This is a genomic window from Pedobacter sp. Leaf176 (assembly GCF_001424305.1).
Lineage (GTDB): Bacteria > Bacteroidota > Bacteroidia > Sphingobacteriales > Sphingobacteriaceae > Pedobacter.
Genome location: NZ_LMPD01000005.1, coordinates 259,917 through 277,848, shown reverse-complemented (window position 1 = coordinate 277,848; position 17,932 = coordinate 259,917). Strand labels below are relative to the sequence as shown.

The following is a 17,932-nucleotide window of genomic DNA, read 5'->3' as shown; positions in this document are numbered from 1 at the left end:
CTCGTTAGGGAGGCATCTTTTTAAAAAAAGTGAACCCACACGGGCAGAGAATACAGATAAAGCGGTTGCCCTGAATATTCAACAAAAATCAATTTACCCCGATATGGAAAACAAGAAGAAAAAATCCGACACCAAATCATCTGCCAAAAAGCCTGTAGTCCGGAAGGAAGGCTCAGATTCCAAAGAAACAAAAGCGAAGCCGGTAAAGGAAGAAACCAAAACTTCTTCACAGCCTATTTCTGAAAAACCATCCAGGAAGGGAAAAGAAGCTGAAAAGGAGAAAGAGGCTCATCTTGACCATGCTGAAGAGGAAGGCCATGATCATGAACATGGCGGGATTTTCGGGAAGAACACGGAAATGATCTTCGCCTTTATCTGTGGCGCGGCGCTGGGGATAGGATTTGGAATTTCTTTCATAGACGGTGTTCCCGAATGGGCAAGCCTTGCACTCTACATAACAGCCTATTTCTTTGGCGGTTTCTTTACGGCCAAGGAAGCAGTTGAAACTATATTGAAAGGTGGCTTTGAGATCGACTTTCTGATGCTGGTCGCCGCAATCGGCGCAGCGATCCTGGGCTCCTGGGCCGAAGGCGCATTATTGCTCTTCCTGTTCAGTCTGGGACATGCGATGGAACACTATGCGATGGGCAAGGCAAGAAAATCCATAGCTGCCCTTACCAGTCTGGCTCCCCCAACAGCCCTGGTTGTCCGGGATGGCAAGGAATCTGAAGTGCGCATCGAAGAGCTTCAGCTTGGAGATGTCATTATCATCAAGCCCAACAGCAAGATTCCGGCAGACGGAGTGGTTGTAAAGGGTGAGGGCAGTGTCAATCAGGCCCCTATAACAGGAGAGAGTGTGCCAGTGGACAAATCACCCGTACCGGACGCATCAAAGGACTATTCTGCCGAAAAAACCATCAAGCCCCAGTTCCGTGTATTTGCCGGAACAATCAACGGAGCATCGGTTCTGGAGGTTAAGGTAATCAGGGAAGCCAAGGATTCTACCATCTCACGCCTGATCAAAATGGTAAATGAGGCGGAAAAACAAAAATCCCCAACGCAGCTATTTACCGACAGGTTCGAAAAGTATTTCGTTCCAGTTGTACTGGTTCTTGTGACCGCACTATGTTTTGCATTCCTGGTTATCGATGAGCCTTTTAGCAAAAGTTTCTACCGCGCGATGTCCGTACTGGTTGCTGCCAGCCCGTGCGCTTTGGCGATTTCTACCCCAAGCGCAGTACTTAGCGGTATTGCAAGGGCTGCACGTGGCGGAGTCCTTATAAAGGGAGGGCGGCCACTGGAAGATCTGGGCGAACTCAACGCCATCGCGTTCGACAAGACCGGAACACTTACCGAAGGCAAGCCCCAGCTCACAAACGTGATTCCACTGAACGACATGTCAGAAGAGGAACTAATGGGTATTGCTGTTGCAGTTGAAAAACTCAGCGACCACCCGCTGGCCGAAGCAATTGTAAAAGGCGCACTCGAAAAGATGAAGAAAAAATCCGTTCCTGAGGCACATAACGTGAAAGGCATTACCGGAAGAGGTGTTCAGGCTGAGGTCAACGGTAAAAAAGTATTCATTGGAAACAAGGCCCTTTTTGAAAAGGATGGAATACCCGAAGATATTCTCAAACAGGTTGAAGAGCTGGAAAAGGGCGGACATACTTCAATGCTTGTCAGGGTCGATAAAGATTTCATCGGCATTCTTTCCCTTATGGATGTTCCCCGTGAAGAGGCAAAACATGTGCTTAAAGAACTCGAAGAGCTGGGGATCAAAAAAATGATTATGCTAACCGGGGACAACCAACAGGTTGCAGAAGCGGTAGCTAAACAGATCGGTGTAACCGAGGCATGGGGCAACCTTATGCCGGAAGACAAAGTCAAGGCAGTACAGAAACTCGCCAAATCAGAAAAAATGGTTGCGATGGTGGGAGACGGCGTGAATGATGCCCCGGCCATGGCCAAAAGTACCGTAGGTATCGCTATGGGCGCTGCGGGATCTGATGTTGCTTTGGAAACAGCAGATATTGCCCTGATGGGCGATAAGCTGGAAAGTCTTCCCTTTGCCATCGGGCTTAGCCGTAAAGCCCGGGGCATCATTAAACAGAACCTCTGGATTTCCCTTGGTGTTGTCGCCGCACTTATTCCACTGACCATACTGGGTGTCGCTTCGATCGGACCGGCAGTAATCGCCCACGAGGGATCGACGTTGGTCGTAGTGTTTAATGCGCTGCGCTTACTTGCTTACGACAACGGACATAATAAAAAAGCACCGAAAAAGAGGAAAAAATAAGGCATGTTCAAAAAGGTTAAAAAATTCCTGAAAGCCCTGGGGCCGGGCATCGTTACCGGTGCGAGTGACGATGACCCATCAGGTATTTCCACCTATTCACGGGGCGGTGCAAAATATGGTCTGGCAACGCTTTGGGCAATGATCAATACATTCCCCCTGATGGCTGCAATCCAGGATTGCGACCGTATCAGGCTGACCAAAACGCTTAGGAAACACTATCCAAAATGGGTATTGTACCTGTTGATCATATTCAGCGTGCCGGCAATCGTCCTGAACATTGGTGCCGATATCGCTGATATGGACGCTGTGGAGCATCTCATATTTCCTGCCGTTCATGCAATTGTTTTTAGTGTGCTCTTTACCGGAGTACCTCTATTCTTCATCATCTATCTGCCTTACTCGACACTTGGCTCAGTGCTGAAATATCTGTTCCTGACCCCCATGGAGATTCTTATCGGCACATGCCTCGACCTCAATCTAGGGTACCTTTCCTTTGGTGCCTATAGATTTTATTTAAGAAAGAATTATGCAGGCTAAACAACTTATTTCATTAAACATACTGCTGTTTGCAGCGTTTCCGGTCGTCTTACTTATAGTCGGTGGAATGATCGTAACCTGGAAAAAGCCCACGGCTGCTGTGCAGAGTACGATCCTCCACTTTGCTGCAGGGGTAGTTTTTTCAGTCGTGGCAGTCGAGCTTTTGCCAGATATGATCAGGATCCATGATACAACCGCGATAATTATAGGTTTTACCTTGGGTATTTCGGCCATGCTTCTGATCAAATGGTATACCGCCAGGCTTGAGCTCAAAATGGGCGGAACAAACGACAGCAAGCTGTTGCCTTGGGGAATGCTTATCGCGGTAGGCATTGACCTGCTCTTGGACGGTCTTCTTTTAGGGATAGGATTTGCAGCGGGATCAAAAGAAGGAACCCTGCTTGCACTGGCACTTGCGATGGAATGCCTTTCGCTGGGACTTGCAGTAGGTACCAGGCTGACCAAGCTTGGAAGTTCCAAAAGGAGGCTGATCAGGGTGCTCTCGCTATTTGGCCTGGTTTTTCTATTGGGAACAGGGGGAGGTTTTTTTATGCTGCATTTTACAGGAGAAAAAGTACTGGAACTTGTGCTCTCATTTGGTAGCGCAGCATTACTGTTTTTAGTTACCGAGGAACTTCTTGTCGAAGCCCATGAAGAAAAGGATTCTCCATTTTTTACCGCGGCTTTTTTCTTAGGATTTCTTCTGTTTATGGTTCTGGGGCTCATTATTTAATCTAAACCGATGAATATTATCGCTAAAATCAGTCAGTTCGATGCGCACCATAAACTTTACCTCTCCCTGGGTGTTGCTCTTGCCGTCCTTGGTATTTGCTATGCTACGGAACTGGAAGCCTCTGTCAGGTTGATGGTTGTATGGCTAAGCTATGCAACAACCAGCATAGCGCTTGCATGGACAACCATTAGCTCCTCGCATCCCAGTCAGATAAAACACGATGCCCATGCGCAGGATTCAAGCAGGACGCTCATTTTTCTTTTTGCCATAGCTGCTGCATTCGCCAGTCTTTTTTCCATTATTATCCTTTTGCGTGAAAATTCGGAAAAGACCGATCAGGGCCTTTTTATGACTATCGTTATTCCGTTGCTCTGCGTGGTTAGCTCATGGTGGTTGGTTCATACGGTCTTTACCATGCGATATGCACATTTCTATTACTGTGACATCGAGCATGAGAAGAAAGGAAAAATAGAAAAACCCGGAGGACTGATCTTTCCGGGAGGAGAAGATCCCGATTATATGGATTTTGTCTATTTCGCTTTCGTGGTTGGAATGACTTTTCAGGTATCTGACGTAGAAATCTCCTCCAAACGGATCCGAAGGCTTGCATGGATGCACGGTGTTCTTTCATTTGCCTTTAATACAGTAATAGTTGCCCTGACAATCAATGTGCTCTCGGGCATGATCCAAAAATAATTTAATTTAAAACTAAAAACCTATGGACTGGACACCAGAAAATTTTCCACTTGAGATGAAGGACCTTGACCCAAGGGTAAGGGAAAAAGCGATCGAGATCGCCAACGAGCTTAGAATTACCAAAGAGGTAAGCGAGCTCAATATTGTTGAGGTCGCCATCAACAGGGCCCAGCAATGGTTTATCAGCCTGGAGGGATAATGGCAGTGCAAAGACTATCCCCTGATCACACAAAATATAATCCAAACCGCGGAAAGGTATCCACAAGGCTCCTGACCGATCTTAAAACATTGAATAAAATGCAGATCAAAAGAAACAACAGGCCCAGGCCTGCTGCTGCCAGGGGTGGGGGAACAGCTCCAAAAAAGAAAAAGGCCAAGGGGCCAAAGAAATCGGTTTTCCTGATGGTATTTTATTGGATACTGGCGCTGCTGCTGGCACTCGCCATTTATTTTAAAGCCAAACATTTCTATAATTCACATTGGGACAAGGATACCAACGAAAAAAACAACGATTCTGTTATCAACACCCCCGGATCTAAAAAATAAACCATGAAGCAGATTTTTATGAAAAGCCGATATAGTGTACTATATTTCTTTATCTTTTTCTTCATCTGTGTCTCGACCATGCTGAGGATCAGTTTTACTGCGATTTCGCTCGGAAAGGCGGGGCTGGGATTTGGAGAAATCCTCACCGCCTTTGCTAAAGGATTCGTCTTCGATCTTGGGGTGGCCACATATTTCAGTGTAATTTATGCCTTTTATCTGCTCATCCTTCCCCAAAAATGGAACAGGACTGGATTTAACAAGGTGTTTACCCATATCCTTCTTTTTCTGATGGTCTTGATTTCGGTATTTTCTTTTTTCGCAGAATTTACTTTTTGGCGGGAATTTGAGAGCCGTTTTAACTTTATAGCAGTAGATTATCTGGTCTATACTTATGAGGTTGTGCACAACATCAACGAGTCCTATCCGCTGCCGCTTTTGATTTCAGCTGTTGTCATAATCTCCTTTTTATGGAACTATCTTATGAAGGGGGCGTTCAGGAAGAGCTTCGAGTCTGCTACACCTTTTGCCCGTCGATCGGTAAATACAGCCCTGATCATTCTGACAGCAATATTCTATACGATCGAGATAGATAACTCCTGGGGGGATAAAAGCGGTAACCGTTATGCGGCAGAAATTTCCAAAGCAGGGATATATTCTTTCGTAGCGGCCTTCAAGGCGAATGAACTTAGCTACGATCAGTTTTATCCGATGCTCACAAATCAGCTTGCCTTCAATTTGGTAAGAAAAGAACTCTCCTCTTCCTCTAGCAGGTTTATTTTCAAAGGTCCTTCGGTACGTAGATCGGTTCTGGCCGGTAATGGCCAGACGGAACCCAATGTCATCATGGTGGTCATGGAGAGTTTCAGCGCTGATTATATGGGCACTTTTGGCAATACACAAAAACTGACACCTGTTCTGGATTCGCTGGCCAAAGAGAGCATCCTATTTGAGCGCATGTATGCAACAGGCACCCGTACCGTGCGAGGGATGGAGGCGCTTTCCCTCGCCGTTCCGCCAACACCGGGGAATAGTATTGTAAGGAGGAGCAATAATGCAAACCTGAGCACAATAGGCAGTATTTTTTCCAAACGTGGGTATTCCACAGGCTTTTTTTATGGCGGGGACGGTTACTTTGACAATATGAACCAGTTCTTCGGAAGCAATGGCTATGACATAACAGATAGGGGGAGGAAGCTTACAATGGGTGATGCCTATCTGGGAAAGCGGACCATCCTGAGCGATAGCGAAGTGAGCTTTGAAAATGCCTGGGGCGTTTCGGACGGGGATCTTTTCGCTGCGGTAATCCGTGATGCGGATAAAAGGCACTCGTTAAAGAAACCTTTCTACGATTTTGTCATGACCACTTCCAACCATCGGCCCTTTACCTATCCCAAAGGAAAGATAGATATCCCACCAGGCACGGGAAGAGAGGGCGCAGTAAAATATACCGATTATGCCATTGGGGAATTTTTAAGACAGGTCCGGAAAAAGCCATGGTTCAGCAATACCGTGTTTATATTCGTTGCCGATCACTGCGCGGAAAGCGCAGGAAAGAACGAGATTGATATCTCCCGTTACCATATCCCGGCGATGATATACAACCTCAATGGACAGCCCCCTTCAATAATTCCCAGCCTTTGCTCACAGATAGATCTCTATCCAACCTTGTTCGGCCTGTTGAAATGGGACTTTGAGAGCAATAACTTCGGTATGGATGTTAGATCAGCCGGGTACCGCCCAAGGATCTTGCTAGGAACCTATCAAAAGCTCGGTTATCTCCGTAGCGACACCCTTGTGGTACTCAGTCCAAGGAAGCCTCCGCAGAGCTATCATTATGATTTCAAAACCAATACACAGACCTCGGCGAAATCTTCTGAAACACTTGGAAGGGAAGCCATTTCTTATTATCAGAGTGCCTATTATCTCTTTAGGACAGGCGGATTAAAAAAATAAGAATATTATGAATTATTATCAGTTATTATTGATCTGTGTGCTAGCGGGGTCTGTGATCCTGCTAACAGGTAAATACTTTTTTAAGCGCAGGCGCAGAAACATCTTCAGTATGCTTATAGGAGATGTTCAAGCTTATGTAAGCTATCTTTTTGAGGAGCACTGGCAGGCTGACCTGGCATACCACGATCTGGATCATACCAGACTTGTGGTCAAAAGGACCCAGGAAATCGCTTCCAATTTTCGCCTGGATGACCTTCAGGAATTCATACTTTTCTCTGCCGCATGGTTTCATGACACCGGGCAGCTAACTGGGCCTCCTGCCGGCCATGAGCATCGAAGCGTGCGGCTGATGGAAGAGTTTCTTTCAGATAAAGGGATTGCACCGGATAGCATTTCCGCCATCGGCCGCTGCATACTCTCCACCTCCATTCCACATAGCCCTAGCAATATCCTTGAAGAAATTATCTGTGATGCGGATACCTATAACCTGGGCAATGAGGAATTTCTCATCACCGATGCAAAGGTTGCGCGCGAAATGCAGAAAAGGGCAGATGTGGACCTAAGCCATTGGGATAAAGAAACACTTGCATTTCTATCAGCCCACCGTTTTTTTACGCCTTATTGCAAGTCTATGCTCTCGCAGGGAAAGCAAAATAATATCCATTTGGTGCGGGAACGCATAAAAAATAAATCAGGCCAAACACCCTAAATGGATTTGGACAATGAATGGGATATACTCTTAGGCTTCTTGTCGCTTTTATCCTGGCTGGTATCATTAAAAATAGGTTGACACCCCGAACTGCACCGCTCCGGTTCTGGCAGGCGGGTTTCCAAGGATATCCTTCTGCCACTGTTTTCGGTAGGAAAACCTCAGCACGGTTTGTTGCCTTGGCCTGAAACTGATGCCGGGCATTACGCTGAAAAGTTCATCACCAATATTCCCGCCGGTCTCCCTGAACTTCCCTACATTCCAGTCCACATACTCTACCCTGCAGGCTAAACTTACAACAGAATGCTGCCAGCCCAGAATCGTTTTTTTGATCACAGGTTGAACAATATCTATATATCCGCCCATCTGACGGCTCCCGAACTGCTGGGAATAGGTGTCGGGAACATCTACCCTGATCCATGCCCACTCAGCGGTGATGAAGGTCTTAAGTTTGGGAAGTGTAGTGTTAAAGTCTATGGCGAAAACATTTAACCTGCGTTTGTCATCGATAACAATTCCGTCCGACTGCCATTTATTGTAAACACCTCCCATATAGGATACGCCGAGTTCGCCTATATTGTTCCTGCGTACCGCAACCTTTCCCGTTAGAAGCGGCTGCCCGCTTGCAATTTCTTCAAACCTTTCCGGATTCCTTTTTGAGGCAGCCAGAGAGGTTCTGTTTTCAGGGTTTGCAATAATGGAATCGTCAAAGCTGCTTGTGGCATATAACTCGTAGCCCAGCATCCAGTCACCGCTATAGTTCTTGCCATAAATCCCGAATCCTGCACTGCTCCAGGTTGCAGGCAGCATCTGTGTCATGGCGATCGGACGGTCGGTGAATTCCCATTTAGGACCGTCATGGTTCTGGTTGAATGCACCAATGGGATTTAATATCATTCCACCCCTTAAATTAAGCAAGGGGTGCAGTTCCAGATCCAGCGCAGCAAATTCAACCGCTATTTCTTTTTCAGCAGGTTCAAATTCGATCTCGGAAAGGAACTTGATGCGCTTGGAAATGGTTGAGGCTACAAATAGCGTCATCCTTCTGAACTGGAACTGCTGTCCTTCAGAGATCCCGTCTGTACCCTGATACTGCCAGTTGGCTTCCATATACCCGCCCACTGATACCGGAAGTTTTCCCACGGCAATAAAAGGCCGTTCATAAACTGCATCCATGTTGAGTGAGTTTTTTGCTGTATCACTGGGTTTGGCCCTTAAAAGTTTCGGGTCGATCTGGGCAAAAGCCATCTGACCGATACCAATAGATATGATAAGCGTAAAGAGTTTTTTCATACTGCCTTCAGTGAAATTTTGATCCTGGTTTTTTCTATGGTAATGGGGAAAGTTCTTAAGTTTGCTTCTGCCGGACCATTTGTCATTCTGCCCTTATTGTCAAATTCACTTCCATGGGCCGGACATTGAAGCCTGTCTCCGAAAGCCTGGAGCTCGGTTCCCTGGTGGGTGCACTGCATCCATAGTGCAGAATAATTCAGTTCATCATGCCGGTAGATACAGATGGGATATCGGAGCAGGTCATTGCTGACTACAATGTATCTTTTGAACTGGACATTTTTTTCCTGTCTGATTTCAAAGTCCTTCATTTCTACGACCAGGTTATCCCCTGCAATCTCGCCCGTCGCCGGCACCAGGCTGCTGCATCCACTGATCAACGTGGTGATCCCAAGGCCTCCAAGGCAGGCCATTCCACAGCCTTTTATAAAATCTTTTCTTTTCATTTCTATAGTGATTCTAAAAATCTCAGCATGGCATTTCTTTCTGCCCCAGACAGCTGGTTGAACCTGTTGCGGCTTGCAGATGCCTCTCCTCCATGAAGGGTTACCGCCTCTTCGATGCTTTTTGCCCTTCCGTCATGCAGCAGATGATAAGATCCACCCTGTGAATTCATCGAAAGTCCCAGTCCCCATAGGGGCGGGGTCCTCCATTCGAAGGTCTTAGCCGATCCTTCCGTATAACCATCGTCCAGCCCAGGTCCCATATCGTGAAGCAGCAGGTCGGTATAGGGATGGAATTCTTTGTTGGATAGAGCAACCACTGGGGAAAAAACTGTTTTTAGGGTAGGCTTGTGACAGCCTGAACAGTTGATCTTTTCGAACAGTTTCCTGCCGGTTTCAACTTCGGCATTTCCGGCATCGCGCTGTATGGGCGCTTTTAGCGTCTGTAGATAAAACACCACGTTATTCACTGTAAGTGTGGAAATTTCAGGATCAATCACCATCCGCGTATAGGCATCCACAGGATCAAAGCTTGAAGTTATCCCGATATCCTGGTTGTAGGCATTAACAGTCTGGTGGAGCAGGTTATATGCTGCCGCCTTTTTTCCAAAACGATGGATATATTTTCCCTTCAGTGCAATAGCGTTGTTAAAGGCCTGAACATATGACGGAAGCACTGCGTAATTTGGGACACCAGAAATGCCGTCATTATCCAGATCCTGGGGGTCAGCCATAGCTAGTATATCTGCATCAGCTACCAGTTCGAGAAAGCCAAGGCCGGTATTGGCAGGCGGTGTAAATTTTGAAAAGCTGGCGTCTGCTGGGATTTGCTCAGGTTTGTACCCGGGAATAGCCCTGTTCTGCAGTTGTGGGCCTCCCTGGTCCAAAAATTTATTGCCTGTCTCATCGGTCTGCCCGAAACGGACCAGCGTAGTAAAGGGATGGCCTTTGCCGTCTCCAGCATGGCAGCTTCCGCAGCTGGTTGCAACAAAGCCAGGACCAAGGCCATTCGCAGGAGTAAATATCTCATTGTTAAAGGCCGCATCTCCCAAAGCGAAACGTCTGAGCTGGTCATAGCTGAGTCCTTCCACCGGGCCATCAAGAATTTCATCCTCTTTTGGAGAAGAAGGGATTATCTTCTCACAGGACACCATTATAGCAACTAGGCTCATAAGTGAAAGCAGGACAATGGGTAATCTTTTCTGCATGTTATCTGATTTTTTGTAAATCTAATAATAAAAACAGAAAAGACTAAAAATAAATTTAGGTTTATCTAAAATATATTTTAGGGCTGCCGTTTTTTTTTGTTTCGTTCTGTAACTGTCCCACGCTTAAGTGTTTAAGCGATGATCATTTCAACCGAACCGGATTAAAGAACATTATATTTTCGCAGTACTTTTACGCCTGGTGCAGAATGCTTCGAATCGTTTCGTTTTGGAAATTAGAAACCGATTTCCATCTGACCGTGTTGGGTGAAAGCGCTATACGAGAAAGGCATTTCTAAAAGATAAAATAGTATTTGTAATTGAAAGCGAAAACGAGGGCTTTTTATTTAATCTGGGAGAAAGGTAACTGGTGCAAAACGGAAAAAAGTTCCAGTCATTTTCTTGTGAACAATTCACGATAGCCGCCATACCGTGGGATTAGCATTTTTCAGAAAAATAGTAATTGAACTAAATGAAACTAGCGTTCACTAAGGCAAGATGTGCAATGAGTTTAGAAATAGACACGGGGACTGAACGGTGTCCATATCCCCGATATCTAAATTAACGCTCTCAAGGCTAAGATAGCATTCCATTATATGGAATCAAAATCCTCATCACCAATGTTATCTCACTTTTTAATTGGTCGACTTCGAAACCTTATCAAAAAGGTGAGACTTACAAACTTTAGAAGCAGGCTTCTTAAAAGTTTCCTTAACTAAAGACTTCTGGTTGAAGATTGGCGTGTAACATCAATATTTTCTTGGCAGGTGGGGGTATTGGAATAGCTATTTTTATCAGAAGTGGTAATAATTTATCCTGATTTTAGTAAAAAGGTTAGACGCAGAGACCGCAGGCGATAATTGTATTTCCTTAACTGCAGAGAACACCAATACTTTTGACGAAAATATTCTGAGAGAAGCTTTGCGCTAGCCAAAATATATTCTTGAGCCAATAAAAGCTTTCTTTTCAACCCTATAATTTTATTTTTGTATATTGAGAAAAGCTTTCCGAGGAAATATAGTGGTAGGAAAATAATGTTATGAGTGCAAATAAAATAACTCTCGCCTATGCGGAAGATGAGCGCTGGTTTCGGGAACCAATGGTAGAAATGTTGGTCGAAAGTGGCTTTGATGTCATTGGCGCTTTTAGTGATGGCAGAGAGCTTCTTACTTTCTCAGAAAATTGCTCGACTTTGCCTGATTTGTTTTTAACGGACCTGCGCATGCCCAAATTGAATGGTCTTGAGTTGACAAAAGAAATTTTGAAGAAATGGCCCCACGCGAAAGTGATTGTCCTAACTTCAGAGATAGAAAACTTTTACATAGAGGAGGCAAAGAAAGCTGGCGCTGTATGCTTTTTACATAAAATTATCGACTACAAGAATATCAAACACGCCCTCTTGGAGGTTCACCAAACTGGAGCGACGACCTTCGGGAAACTGAATTTGTAATACCTGGCCCGATTTCCTGTAAGCAGAGGGTTTTAAGGATGAAGGCTTTCTAAATAAGTTATGCACTCTAATTCGGTTAATTTGCGGTGACATTTGCACAGAAATTGCACAAGTTGTTTTTCGGTTCCCAATGTGCACAACTAATATTTGATACCGTTGCACGAATTTTACTTAGTTTTAAGCGTTTTAATTACAAGGGGTTCGAGAGAAATTCCTATTTTCACGAAAGGGTCTATTAAAAACGGTTTATGTTGATGATGTTATAGGGATATTGAAATATTCTATCATCAGCTTTGAAGCTATAACAAAATAGCGCATTACAATTTAAGTTTAATTTAATACAAAGTGAAACTTAGGGGCTGGCAAATGAATTAATATACATACATAAATTGCAAATGCTAGCGACAACAAGTATCTTTCACTCATATTTATAATCTCAATGAGCCTGTTCGCTATTCACAATTATCAAAAAGAAGTAGAAGATATCATTCACTTTGGTGGGACAAAAAAAGAGACTGCTATAAGGAGTGCTTTCCATAATCTATTAAATGAATACGCACAAGGAAAGGGTCTAAAGGTAGTAACGGAAGTGAGTATTCAGGCGAATAATAGCAATAAAAAGGTTACGCCAGATGGTACTTTAAAAGACTCGTTGCGACAAGACTGGGGGTATTGGGAAAGTAAAGATGAAAGTGACGATATAAACGAAGAAGTACAGAAAAAGTTCAGTAAAGGATACCCTACTCAAAATATACTTTTCGAAGATAGCAAGACGGCAATTCTTTTTCATAACGGGCTAGAAACAAGTCGCGTATCAATGAAAGATGCAAATGCTCTTCACAACCTTTTAACTGATTTTATAAATTATGAAAGGCCAGAGGTTAAGCATTTTCGTCAAGCAATTGAACTTTTTAAATTGGATATTCCTAAAGTTACCGCGACAATTAGAGAAATTATTGAGAAAGCAGAAAAATCTAATAAAGAGTTTAAAAAATACAGCAAAAAATTCTTAAAAATATGTCACGATAGTATAAATCCCAATGTGACGTCCGACGATGTGCGAGAGATGATTATCCAGCATATTTTAACTGAGGATGTCTTTAATACAATATTTGATGAGAATCAATTTCATCGAGAAAATAATATTGCCCGTGAATTAGAAAAGGTAATTCATACCTTTTTTATCGGTACCGTCAGAAAAACGGCACTATCAAGCGTTCAACATTATTATCAAGCGATTAATGCTGCCGCGGCTGGAATCGCTGATCATCATGAGAAGCAAAAATTTTTAAAGGTAATTTACGAAACCTTTTATAAAAGCTATAATCCAAAAGCTGCTGATCGCTTAGGGGTAGTATATACTCCAAACGAAATCGTTAATTTTATGATTAAGGGTTCAGATTTTTTATTACATCAGCATTTTAATAAATTTTTATCCGACCAAGGTGTTGAAATTCTGGACCCCGCTACTGGAACAGGAACATTTATTACCGATATAATAGATTATATTCCTAAAGATAAATTAGAGTTTAAATATAAAAATGAGCTACACGCAAATGAAGTCGCAATATTGCCTTATTACATTAGTAATTTAAATATTGAGTTTACCTATAACCAAAAAATGGGTAAATATGAAGAATTTACTAATCTATGCTTTGTAGATACTCTTGATAATTTGGGATTTACTTTTATGGGGAAGCAAACAAATCTATTTGCTCCATTTTCCCAAGAAAATAGCCTTCGTATCATCAAACAAAATACTAGAAAGATTTCGGTGATAATTGGTAATCCTCCATATAATGCAAATCAAGTTAATGAGAATGAGAACAATAAGAATAGGGAATACCCAGAAATCGATAAAAGGATAAAAGATACTTTCATAAAATATAGTAAAGCTCAAAAAACAAAAGTTTATGATATGTATTCCCGCTTTTATAGATGGGCTTTCGATAGAATTCAAGATAAGGGAATTATTGCATTTGTTACAAATCGGAGTTTTATTGATAGTAAAACCTTTGATGGTTTTCGTAAAGTTATTCAAACAGAATTTGACCAGGCTTATATTATAGATACCATAAGTGATGTCAGAGCCAATCCTAAAATCGCTGGTACAACTCACAACGTTTTTGGAATTCAGACTGGTGTTGCAGTTATGTTTTTGATCAAAAAACAAAACCGAGTTAAGGGTGCACAATGCAGTATTTTTTATACCGCACTCGATGATAACTGGAAAAAAGAGCAAAAACTTCAATGGTTTACAGAAAATTCCATTTCCTCGGCCTCATTCACTCATATTCATCCAGATAAAAATAGCAACTGGCTGAACAACACAGATAATGACTTTGATAAATTGCTTCCGATGTACATTAAAGGTGGTAGTAAGTCGATTTTTAATTTGGCTTCCAATGGAATTTCTACTAATAGAGATGAGTGGGTTTATGATTTCAATGAGAAAAATCTAAAATCTAAAATCAAGTATTTTATTAAGATCTATAACAATTGTGTTAACGCAGGCAATTTTGAAAAATATGCAAAAGAAATCAAGTGGAGTCGTGATTTAAAAAATAAATTAACGCGAAAAATATTTGCTGTCGAGAAATCCGTTTCTTTTGTTAAATGTAACTATAGACCTTACACCAAAAAAATATTGGCTTTAAATTCGGTTTTGAATGATGTGATAAGCCATAATCAAAATTTCTTTAGTAGTAACAATAATATCGCAATTTGTATTAACGGGAACGGATCTGACTTTCGATTTCTTATAGTTGATACTTATCCCGATCTTCACTACACTGGAGATACAAAATGTTTTCCGCTTTATCGTTATGATGAAAAAGGCCGCATTGATAATATTTCAGATTGGGCATTAACTAAATTTATTACTCATTATAAGTTGAAATCTATTTCAAAAGAAGAAATCTTTGAATACATCTATGGGATACTTCACTTTCCTATTTATCTCTCTAAATATGAACTAAACCTTCAACGTGACTTTCCTAAGATTCCATTATATGAGGATTTTTATAAGTGGCAATCATGGGGTAAAACATTAATATCCATCCAATTAAATTATGAAAATGCCAAATTATATCCGCTAGCGGAGGTTCAAACTGGTAATAAAACTAATCCCAGAACAAAACTTAAGGCAGATAAGATATCGGGAATAATAACAATCGATGAGAACACCGAGCTCCGTGGTATACCCAATAGTGCTTGGGAATACAAAATTGGTAATCGTAGTGCGCTGGAATGGGTCTTAGATCAATACAAAACAAAGAGTCCTAAAGATGAAAGCCTTACAGCTAAATTTAATTTGTATGAGTTTTCCTCTTATAAAACTGAGGTAATAACTTTACTAAAAAAAGTTTGTTCAACAAGTGTCGATACAATGGATATTATATTTAAAATGAGCATTTAACCGTAGGATTGTCTTATCTAATTTTATATTATTGATTTAAATAATGATTTAATTGAATTAATTCTTCCAATCATATTTGGTGGTATCACAACCGCAGCGAATGTTTTTGGCAACTGTGTCGTAATTTCGTAGCGACACATCCGGTTTTTTACATTCTTTGTTTTGGCAATGAAAAAGCTTTTCAAAGGCGATGATGTCGGCCCAAAAAGCCTTTAGGTCCCCGAGTTTCGGATCGAAAGGATTATCGTGAGAAAGCAGATTACCGAACACAGAAGAACTGGACAACTTATCTATAATCGGAAGGTTAACTTTTAATTCCGCACTAGCTTTATTAATCTTTGATTTAAGCTCGTTGATCATTTCATCCGGCATCCGTTTTTCATTCACCTCGTTATACTTGAAACTCAGCTTTACTTCCAAGTTCAAACAGATCTTCTTCAGAATATGCTCTAAATATTTCCTTATAGGATTGCCTAATAATGTGACATTGCCATTAGCTAAGTTATATTCAATTATCTCTTTCAGATCATCTGGCGATTCACTCAAATGTGTTCCTTTGATCTCTGTCCATTTGATTTCGTTAATCAGCCAGCCTTTTTTCTTAGCAATCTGACGGACATATTGGAACCATTGTTCTTCATGGGTAAGCAGGACAATCTGATATTCCGAAAATTTATCGAATAAAAGGTCAGCAAATTTTTTCCGGTGATTGGTATCAAAGCTGGAAATTATATCATCCAGTATCAAAAACTTGTTTTCCTTGTTAAACGCGACTACCGAAGCCAAAAAGAATGAAATGCCAAAACAGTTCAGGTGAGATTCACTAAAATATTTTTGAGGTGGTGATACCCATTCACCCTTGTATTTATATTCAATGGTTATGCCGTTAAGCTCGTCATCCTCGCCAATGGTGACGATACGGATTTTCTCAAAAAGTTCACCAGGGTTCATGTACTGGTAATAATCATTGATGGTACCCGAAAAGGTATCAATAAAATTCTGTAGACCTTCTTTTTGTTTTTTTACAAACTCGTTAAAGATGATCTCAAGCGAGTTTTTTTGTTTTTCAAGTTTCTCCCGGTCTTCTTCGAAATTTTTGATTTTCATAAAAGCATCTTTGGCAGCTGATATATTAGCATATAGCACCGTCGTGTTATCACTTGCAATGGCTGTTTTTATCTTTGAGATCCGGGCAGCTATGTCGACGTTTTCAAGAAAATCCGCAGCGTGAAGTTTCAGGGAAGATGCATCACTTAACCTATTACCAGAGGTAACCTTTTCCAATGCAGCTTTCTGATACAGTCCAATCTTGACTTTCAATCCAGCAACAGCCTTACTGATTTTTGAATTGGCCAGATCTTTATACAACAGGTCGGTTGCCAAAGCATCGAGCCTTTTTATACGTTCCGCAGCAATGGCCACCATGCTTGTTTTTGAACTGTCGAAAACCGCTTTCTTTTTAGCGGCTTCTCCTATTTCCTGAAGACGCACATTTATTTCTGCCTGTAAGTCGGTCAGATTTTTTGGTTGTAAGCAAAGCGGACAGCTTTCGTCCTTATGGAATTTTTTGACGATGACATCATTCCCAACCTTTAAGAGTTCGGCAAGATAGGTCTGCATGATAGATCCTACATCATCGGCAATTTTATTAAATTCTACATGGTATTTAGTGTATTCCGTATCGATGAAATCAACTTCCTTTTCGAGGTCTGTTAGTGAGGCCTGACAAGTTTCCAGAAACCTCAGCTCGTTTACGAATTTGGAGGATGCAGGTGTTTTCAATTTAGCCAAGACATTATCTATATCGGCCATTGACCCAACGGTGAAGCCCAAACATAATGGAGCAATGGTTTCATTGATTTTCTCAAAAAGATTAGCCTCTTGGCTAAAAGCCGCCCCTATTTTCTCAATTAAGGTAGTTTTTTGAGTATTGATTTGGTTCTCAAAGTTTTGGTTTTTGATTTCAGCTTTGATAAAGTTGAAAGACTTCTTTAGTACTTCTTTTGCTTTTGTCACTTCGGAAAAACCGATAATATCCGACAGGTTTTTTAGCTTGTCGCTCTTTGTTTGGTCAACAAAATCGCGCAGGAACTGGTAGCGCAGTAACAAGTTTTCCTTTCGTGACCGTTCAAGGTATTCTGCAAAATCGGTTGTATCATTTGAAAATTCAGTAACTAATTTTCCTTTTTTATAATAGAGCTTTCTTTCGGCATTAATGACCGGTTTACTATAGTTGATCTTGATCGACGATTCTTTTTCCCCAGACAGGTAAGCGTTTCTAAGCGCATCTTTCAAATCTATTTCCTGGCTACCCAGGTGCGATACCGCATCAGTGTAATACCATTCCAGTGCATCCGATATACTGCTTTTACCAGTGCCATTATCCCCGTATAAAAGGATGGATTTTTCACCAAGATTTAAGGCGAACTGTTCCTGGACACCCCTTAACCCGGAAATATGAAGTTGCTTAATTTTGATTGGCATCTTGCTCTCTTAAAGTGTGTAATTCATTTTTCACGTTTGTGTCGGTAAGCTTGCCCTGGTCATATAGGGTTGCCAGGGACCGTGCAAGCACTTTGTCCACGTTTGGAATGTTCTCGATCTCTTTGAAAAAGTCGTCCAAAATTTCTTTGCCGGATTTTACGTCGTTACTCAT

15 protein-coding genes are annotated in these 17,932 nt (G+C 42.0%); 10 read left to right on the top strand and 5 right to left on the bottom strand.

What is annotated here, in order from left to right; genetic code table 11:
• The first annotated feature begins 103 nt into the window (after nt 1-103).
• From ASF92_RS15640 to ASF92_RS15610, 8 genes are all read left to right on the top strand, one after another.
• Nucleotides 104-2,296 (top strand): heavy metal translocating P-type ATPase, encoded by a 2,193-nt coding sequence (locus ASF92_RS15640; protein WP_056095221.1) that lies wholly within the window; start codon nt 104-106, stop codon nt 2,294-2,296.
• A gap of 3 nt (nt 2,297-2,299) precedes the next feature.
• On the top strand, nt 2,300-2,833 hold the full coding sequence (locus tag ASF92_RS15635; RefSeq protein ID WP_197413309.1) for a divalent metal cation transporter: 534 nt from the start codon (nt 2,300-2,302) through the stop codon (nt 2,831-2,833).
• Nucleotides 2,823-3,566 (top strand): ZIP family metal transporter, encoded by a 744-nt coding sequence (locus ASF92_RS15630; protein WP_056095217.1) that lies wholly within the window; start codon nt 2,823-2,825, stop codon nt 3,564-3,566. Before ASF92_RS15635 ends, ASF92_RS15630 begins: the two co-directional genes overlap by 11 nt.
• A 9-nt stretch (nt 3,567-3,575) precedes the next feature.
• Nucleotides 3,576-4,262, top strand: a complete 687-nt coding sequence (locus tag ASF92_RS15625) for a DUF1345 domain-containing protein (protein WP_056095215.1) — start codon at nt 3,576-3,578, stop codon at nt 4,260-4,262.
• A gap of 22 nt (nt 4,263-4,284) precedes the next feature.
• Nucleotides 4,285-4,461, top strand: coding sequence for a hypothetical protein (locus tag ASF92_RS21255; protein ID WP_167398035.1), 177 nt, complete (start codon nt 4,285-4,287; stop codon nt 4,459-4,461).
• Between the two features lie 98 nt (nt 4,462-4,559).
• Nucleotides 4,560-4,808, top strand: coding sequence for a hypothetical protein (locus ASF92_RS15620; protein WP_147273669.1), 249 nt, complete (start codon nt 4,560-4,562; stop codon nt 4,806-4,808).
• A 3-nt stretch (nt 4,809-4,811) separates the two neighbouring features.
• Complete coding sequence (locus tag ASF92_RS15615; protein ID WP_056095210.1) at nt 4,812-6,761, top strand: LTA synthase family protein; 1,950 nt, start codon at nt 4,812-4,814, stop codon at nt 6,759-6,761.
• Between the two features lie 7 nt (nt 6,762-6,768).
• On the top strand, nt 6,769-7,470 hold the full coding sequence (locus tag ASF92_RS15610) for a metal-dependent phosphohydrolase (protein ID WP_157263926.1): 702 nt from the start codon (nt 6,769-6,771) through the stop codon (nt 7,468-7,470).
• Between the two features lie 66 nt (nt 7,471-7,536).
• On the opposite strand, the gene ASF92_RS15605 is transcribed toward ASF92_RS15610, so the two are convergent.
• The 3 genes from ASF92_RS15605 to ASF92_RS15595 are packed head-to-tail and all read right to left on the bottom strand — an operon-like array spanning nt 7,537 to nt 10,411.
• On the bottom strand, nt 7,537-8,763 hold the full coding sequence (locus ASF92_RS15605) for a hypothetical protein (RefSeq protein ID WP_056095202.1): 1,227 nt from the start codon (nt 8,761-8,763) through the stop codon (nt 7,537-7,539).
• Complete coding sequence (locus tag ASF92_RS15600) at nt 8,760-9,206, bottom strand: ubiquinol-cytochrome c reductase iron-sulfur subunit (RefSeq protein WP_056095200.1); 447 nt, start codon at nt 9,204-9,206, stop codon at nt 8,760-8,762. Before ASF92_RS15600 ends, ASF92_RS15605 begins: the two co-directional genes overlap by 4 nt.
• A gap of 2 nt (nt 9,207-9,208) precedes the next feature.
• Nucleotides 9,209-10,411, bottom strand: a complete 1,203-nt coding sequence (locus ASF92_RS15595; RefSeq protein WP_056095197.1) for a di-heme oxidoredictase family protein — start codon at nt 10,409-10,411, stop codon at nt 9,209-9,211.
• Nucleotides 10,412-11,447: 1,036 nt separating this feature from the next.
• On the opposite strand from ASF92_RS15595, the gene ASF92_RS15590 reads away from it, so the two are divergent.
• Nucleotides 11,448-11,858: a response regulator transcription factor gene (locus ASF92_RS15590; protein WP_056095195.1), complete on the top strand. Its 411-nt coding sequence runs from the start codon at nt 11,448-11,450 to the stop codon at nt 11,856-11,858.
• Between the two features lie 439 nt (nt 11,859-12,297).
• Nucleotides 12,298-15,276 carry a type ISP restriction/modification enzyme gene (locus ASF92_RS15585; RefSeq protein WP_056095192.1) on the top strand — a complete coding sequence of 993 codons (2,979 nt, stop codon included), beginning with the start codon at nt 12,298-12,300 and terminating at the stop codon, nt 15,274-15,276.
• Nucleotides 15,277-15,333: 57 nt separating this feature from the next.
• On the opposite strand, the gene ASF92_RS15580 is transcribed toward ASF92_RS15585, so the two are convergent.
• Together ASF92_RS15580 and ASF92_RS15575 are read right to left on the bottom strand one after the other, a co-directional pair.
• The gene (locus ASF92_RS15580; protein WP_056095188.1) at nt 15,334-17,760 is read right to left on the bottom strand and encodes an AAA family ATPase; all 2,427 of its coding nucleotides are present in this window, start codon (nt 17,758-17,760) and stop codon (nt 15,334-15,336) included.
• The gene (locus ASF92_RS15575; protein ID WP_056095184.1) at nt 17,744-17,932 is read right to left on the bottom strand and encodes a hypothetical protein; all 189 of its coding nucleotides are present in this window, start codon (nt 17,930-17,932) and stop codon (nt 17,744-17,746) included. The genes ASF92_RS15580 and ASF92_RS15575 overlap by 17 nt, the downstream gene beginning before the upstream one ends.

What these genes read in the sequence shown, in the direction of transcription:
- ASF92_RS15625 (WP_056095215.1), top strand. Translation starts at nt 3,576, where the DNA reads ATGAATATTATCGCTAAAATCAGTCAGTTCGATGCGCACCATAAACTT.
- ASF92_RS15640 (WP_056095221.1), top strand. Translation starts at nt 104, where the DNA reads ATGGAAAACAAGAAGAAAAAATCCGACACCAAATCATCTGCCAAAAAG.
- ASF92_RS15600 (WP_056095200.1), bottom strand. Translation starts at nt 9,206, where the DNA reads ATGAAAAGAAAAGATTTTATAAAAGGCTGTGGAATGGCCTGCCTTGGA.
- ASF92_RS15620 (WP_147273669.1), top strand. Translation starts at nt 4,560, where the DNA reads ATGCAGATCAAAAGAAACAACAGGCCCAGGCCTGCTGCTGCCAGGGGT.
- ASF92_RS15590 (WP_056095195.1), top strand. Translation starts at nt 11,448, where the DNA reads ATGAGTGCAAATAAAATAACTCTCGCCTATGCGGAAGATGAGCGCTGG.
- ASF92_RS15635 (WP_197413309.1), top strand. Translation starts at nt 2,300, where the DNA reads ATGTTCAAAAAGGTTAAAAAATTCCTGAAAGCCCTGGGGCCGGGCATC.
- ASF92_RS15615 (WP_056095210.1), top strand. Translation starts at nt 4,812, where the DNA reads ATGAAGCAGATTTTTATGAAAAGCCGATATAGTGTACTATATTTCTTT.
- ASF92_RS15595 (WP_056095197.1), bottom strand. Translation starts at nt 10,411, where the DNA reads ATGCAGAAAAGATTACCCATTGTCCTGCTTTCACTTATGAGCCTAGTT.
- ASF92_RS15630 (WP_056095217.1), top strand. Translation starts at nt 2,823, where the DNA reads ATGCAGGCTAAACAACTTATTTCATTAAACATACTGCTGTTTGCAGCG.
- ASF92_RS15605 (WP_056095202.1), bottom strand. Translation starts at nt 8,763, where the DNA reads ATGAAAAAACTCTTTACGCTTATCATATCTATTGGTATCGGTCAGATG.
- ASF92_RS21255 (WP_167398035.1), top strand. Translation starts at nt 4,285, where the DNA reads ATGGACTGGACACCAGAAAATTTTCCACTTGAGATGAAGGACCTTGAC.
- ASF92_RS15585 (WP_056095192.1), top strand. Translation starts at nt 12,298, where the DNA reads ATGAGCCTGTTCGCTATTCACAATTATCAAAAAGAAGTAGAAGATATC.
- ASF92_RS15580 (WP_056095188.1), bottom strand. Translation starts at nt 17,760, where the DNA reads ATGCCAATCAAAATTAAGCAACTTCATATTTCCGGGTTAAGGGGTGTC.
- ASF92_RS15575 (WP_056095184.1), bottom strand. Translation starts at nt 17,932, where the DNA reads ATGAGTAACGACGTAAAATCCGGCAAAGAAATTTTGGACGACTTTTTC.
- ASF92_RS15610 (WP_157263926.1), top strand. Translation starts at nt 6,769, where the DNA reads ATGAATTATTATCAGTTATTATTGATCTGTGTGCTAGCGGGGTCTGTG.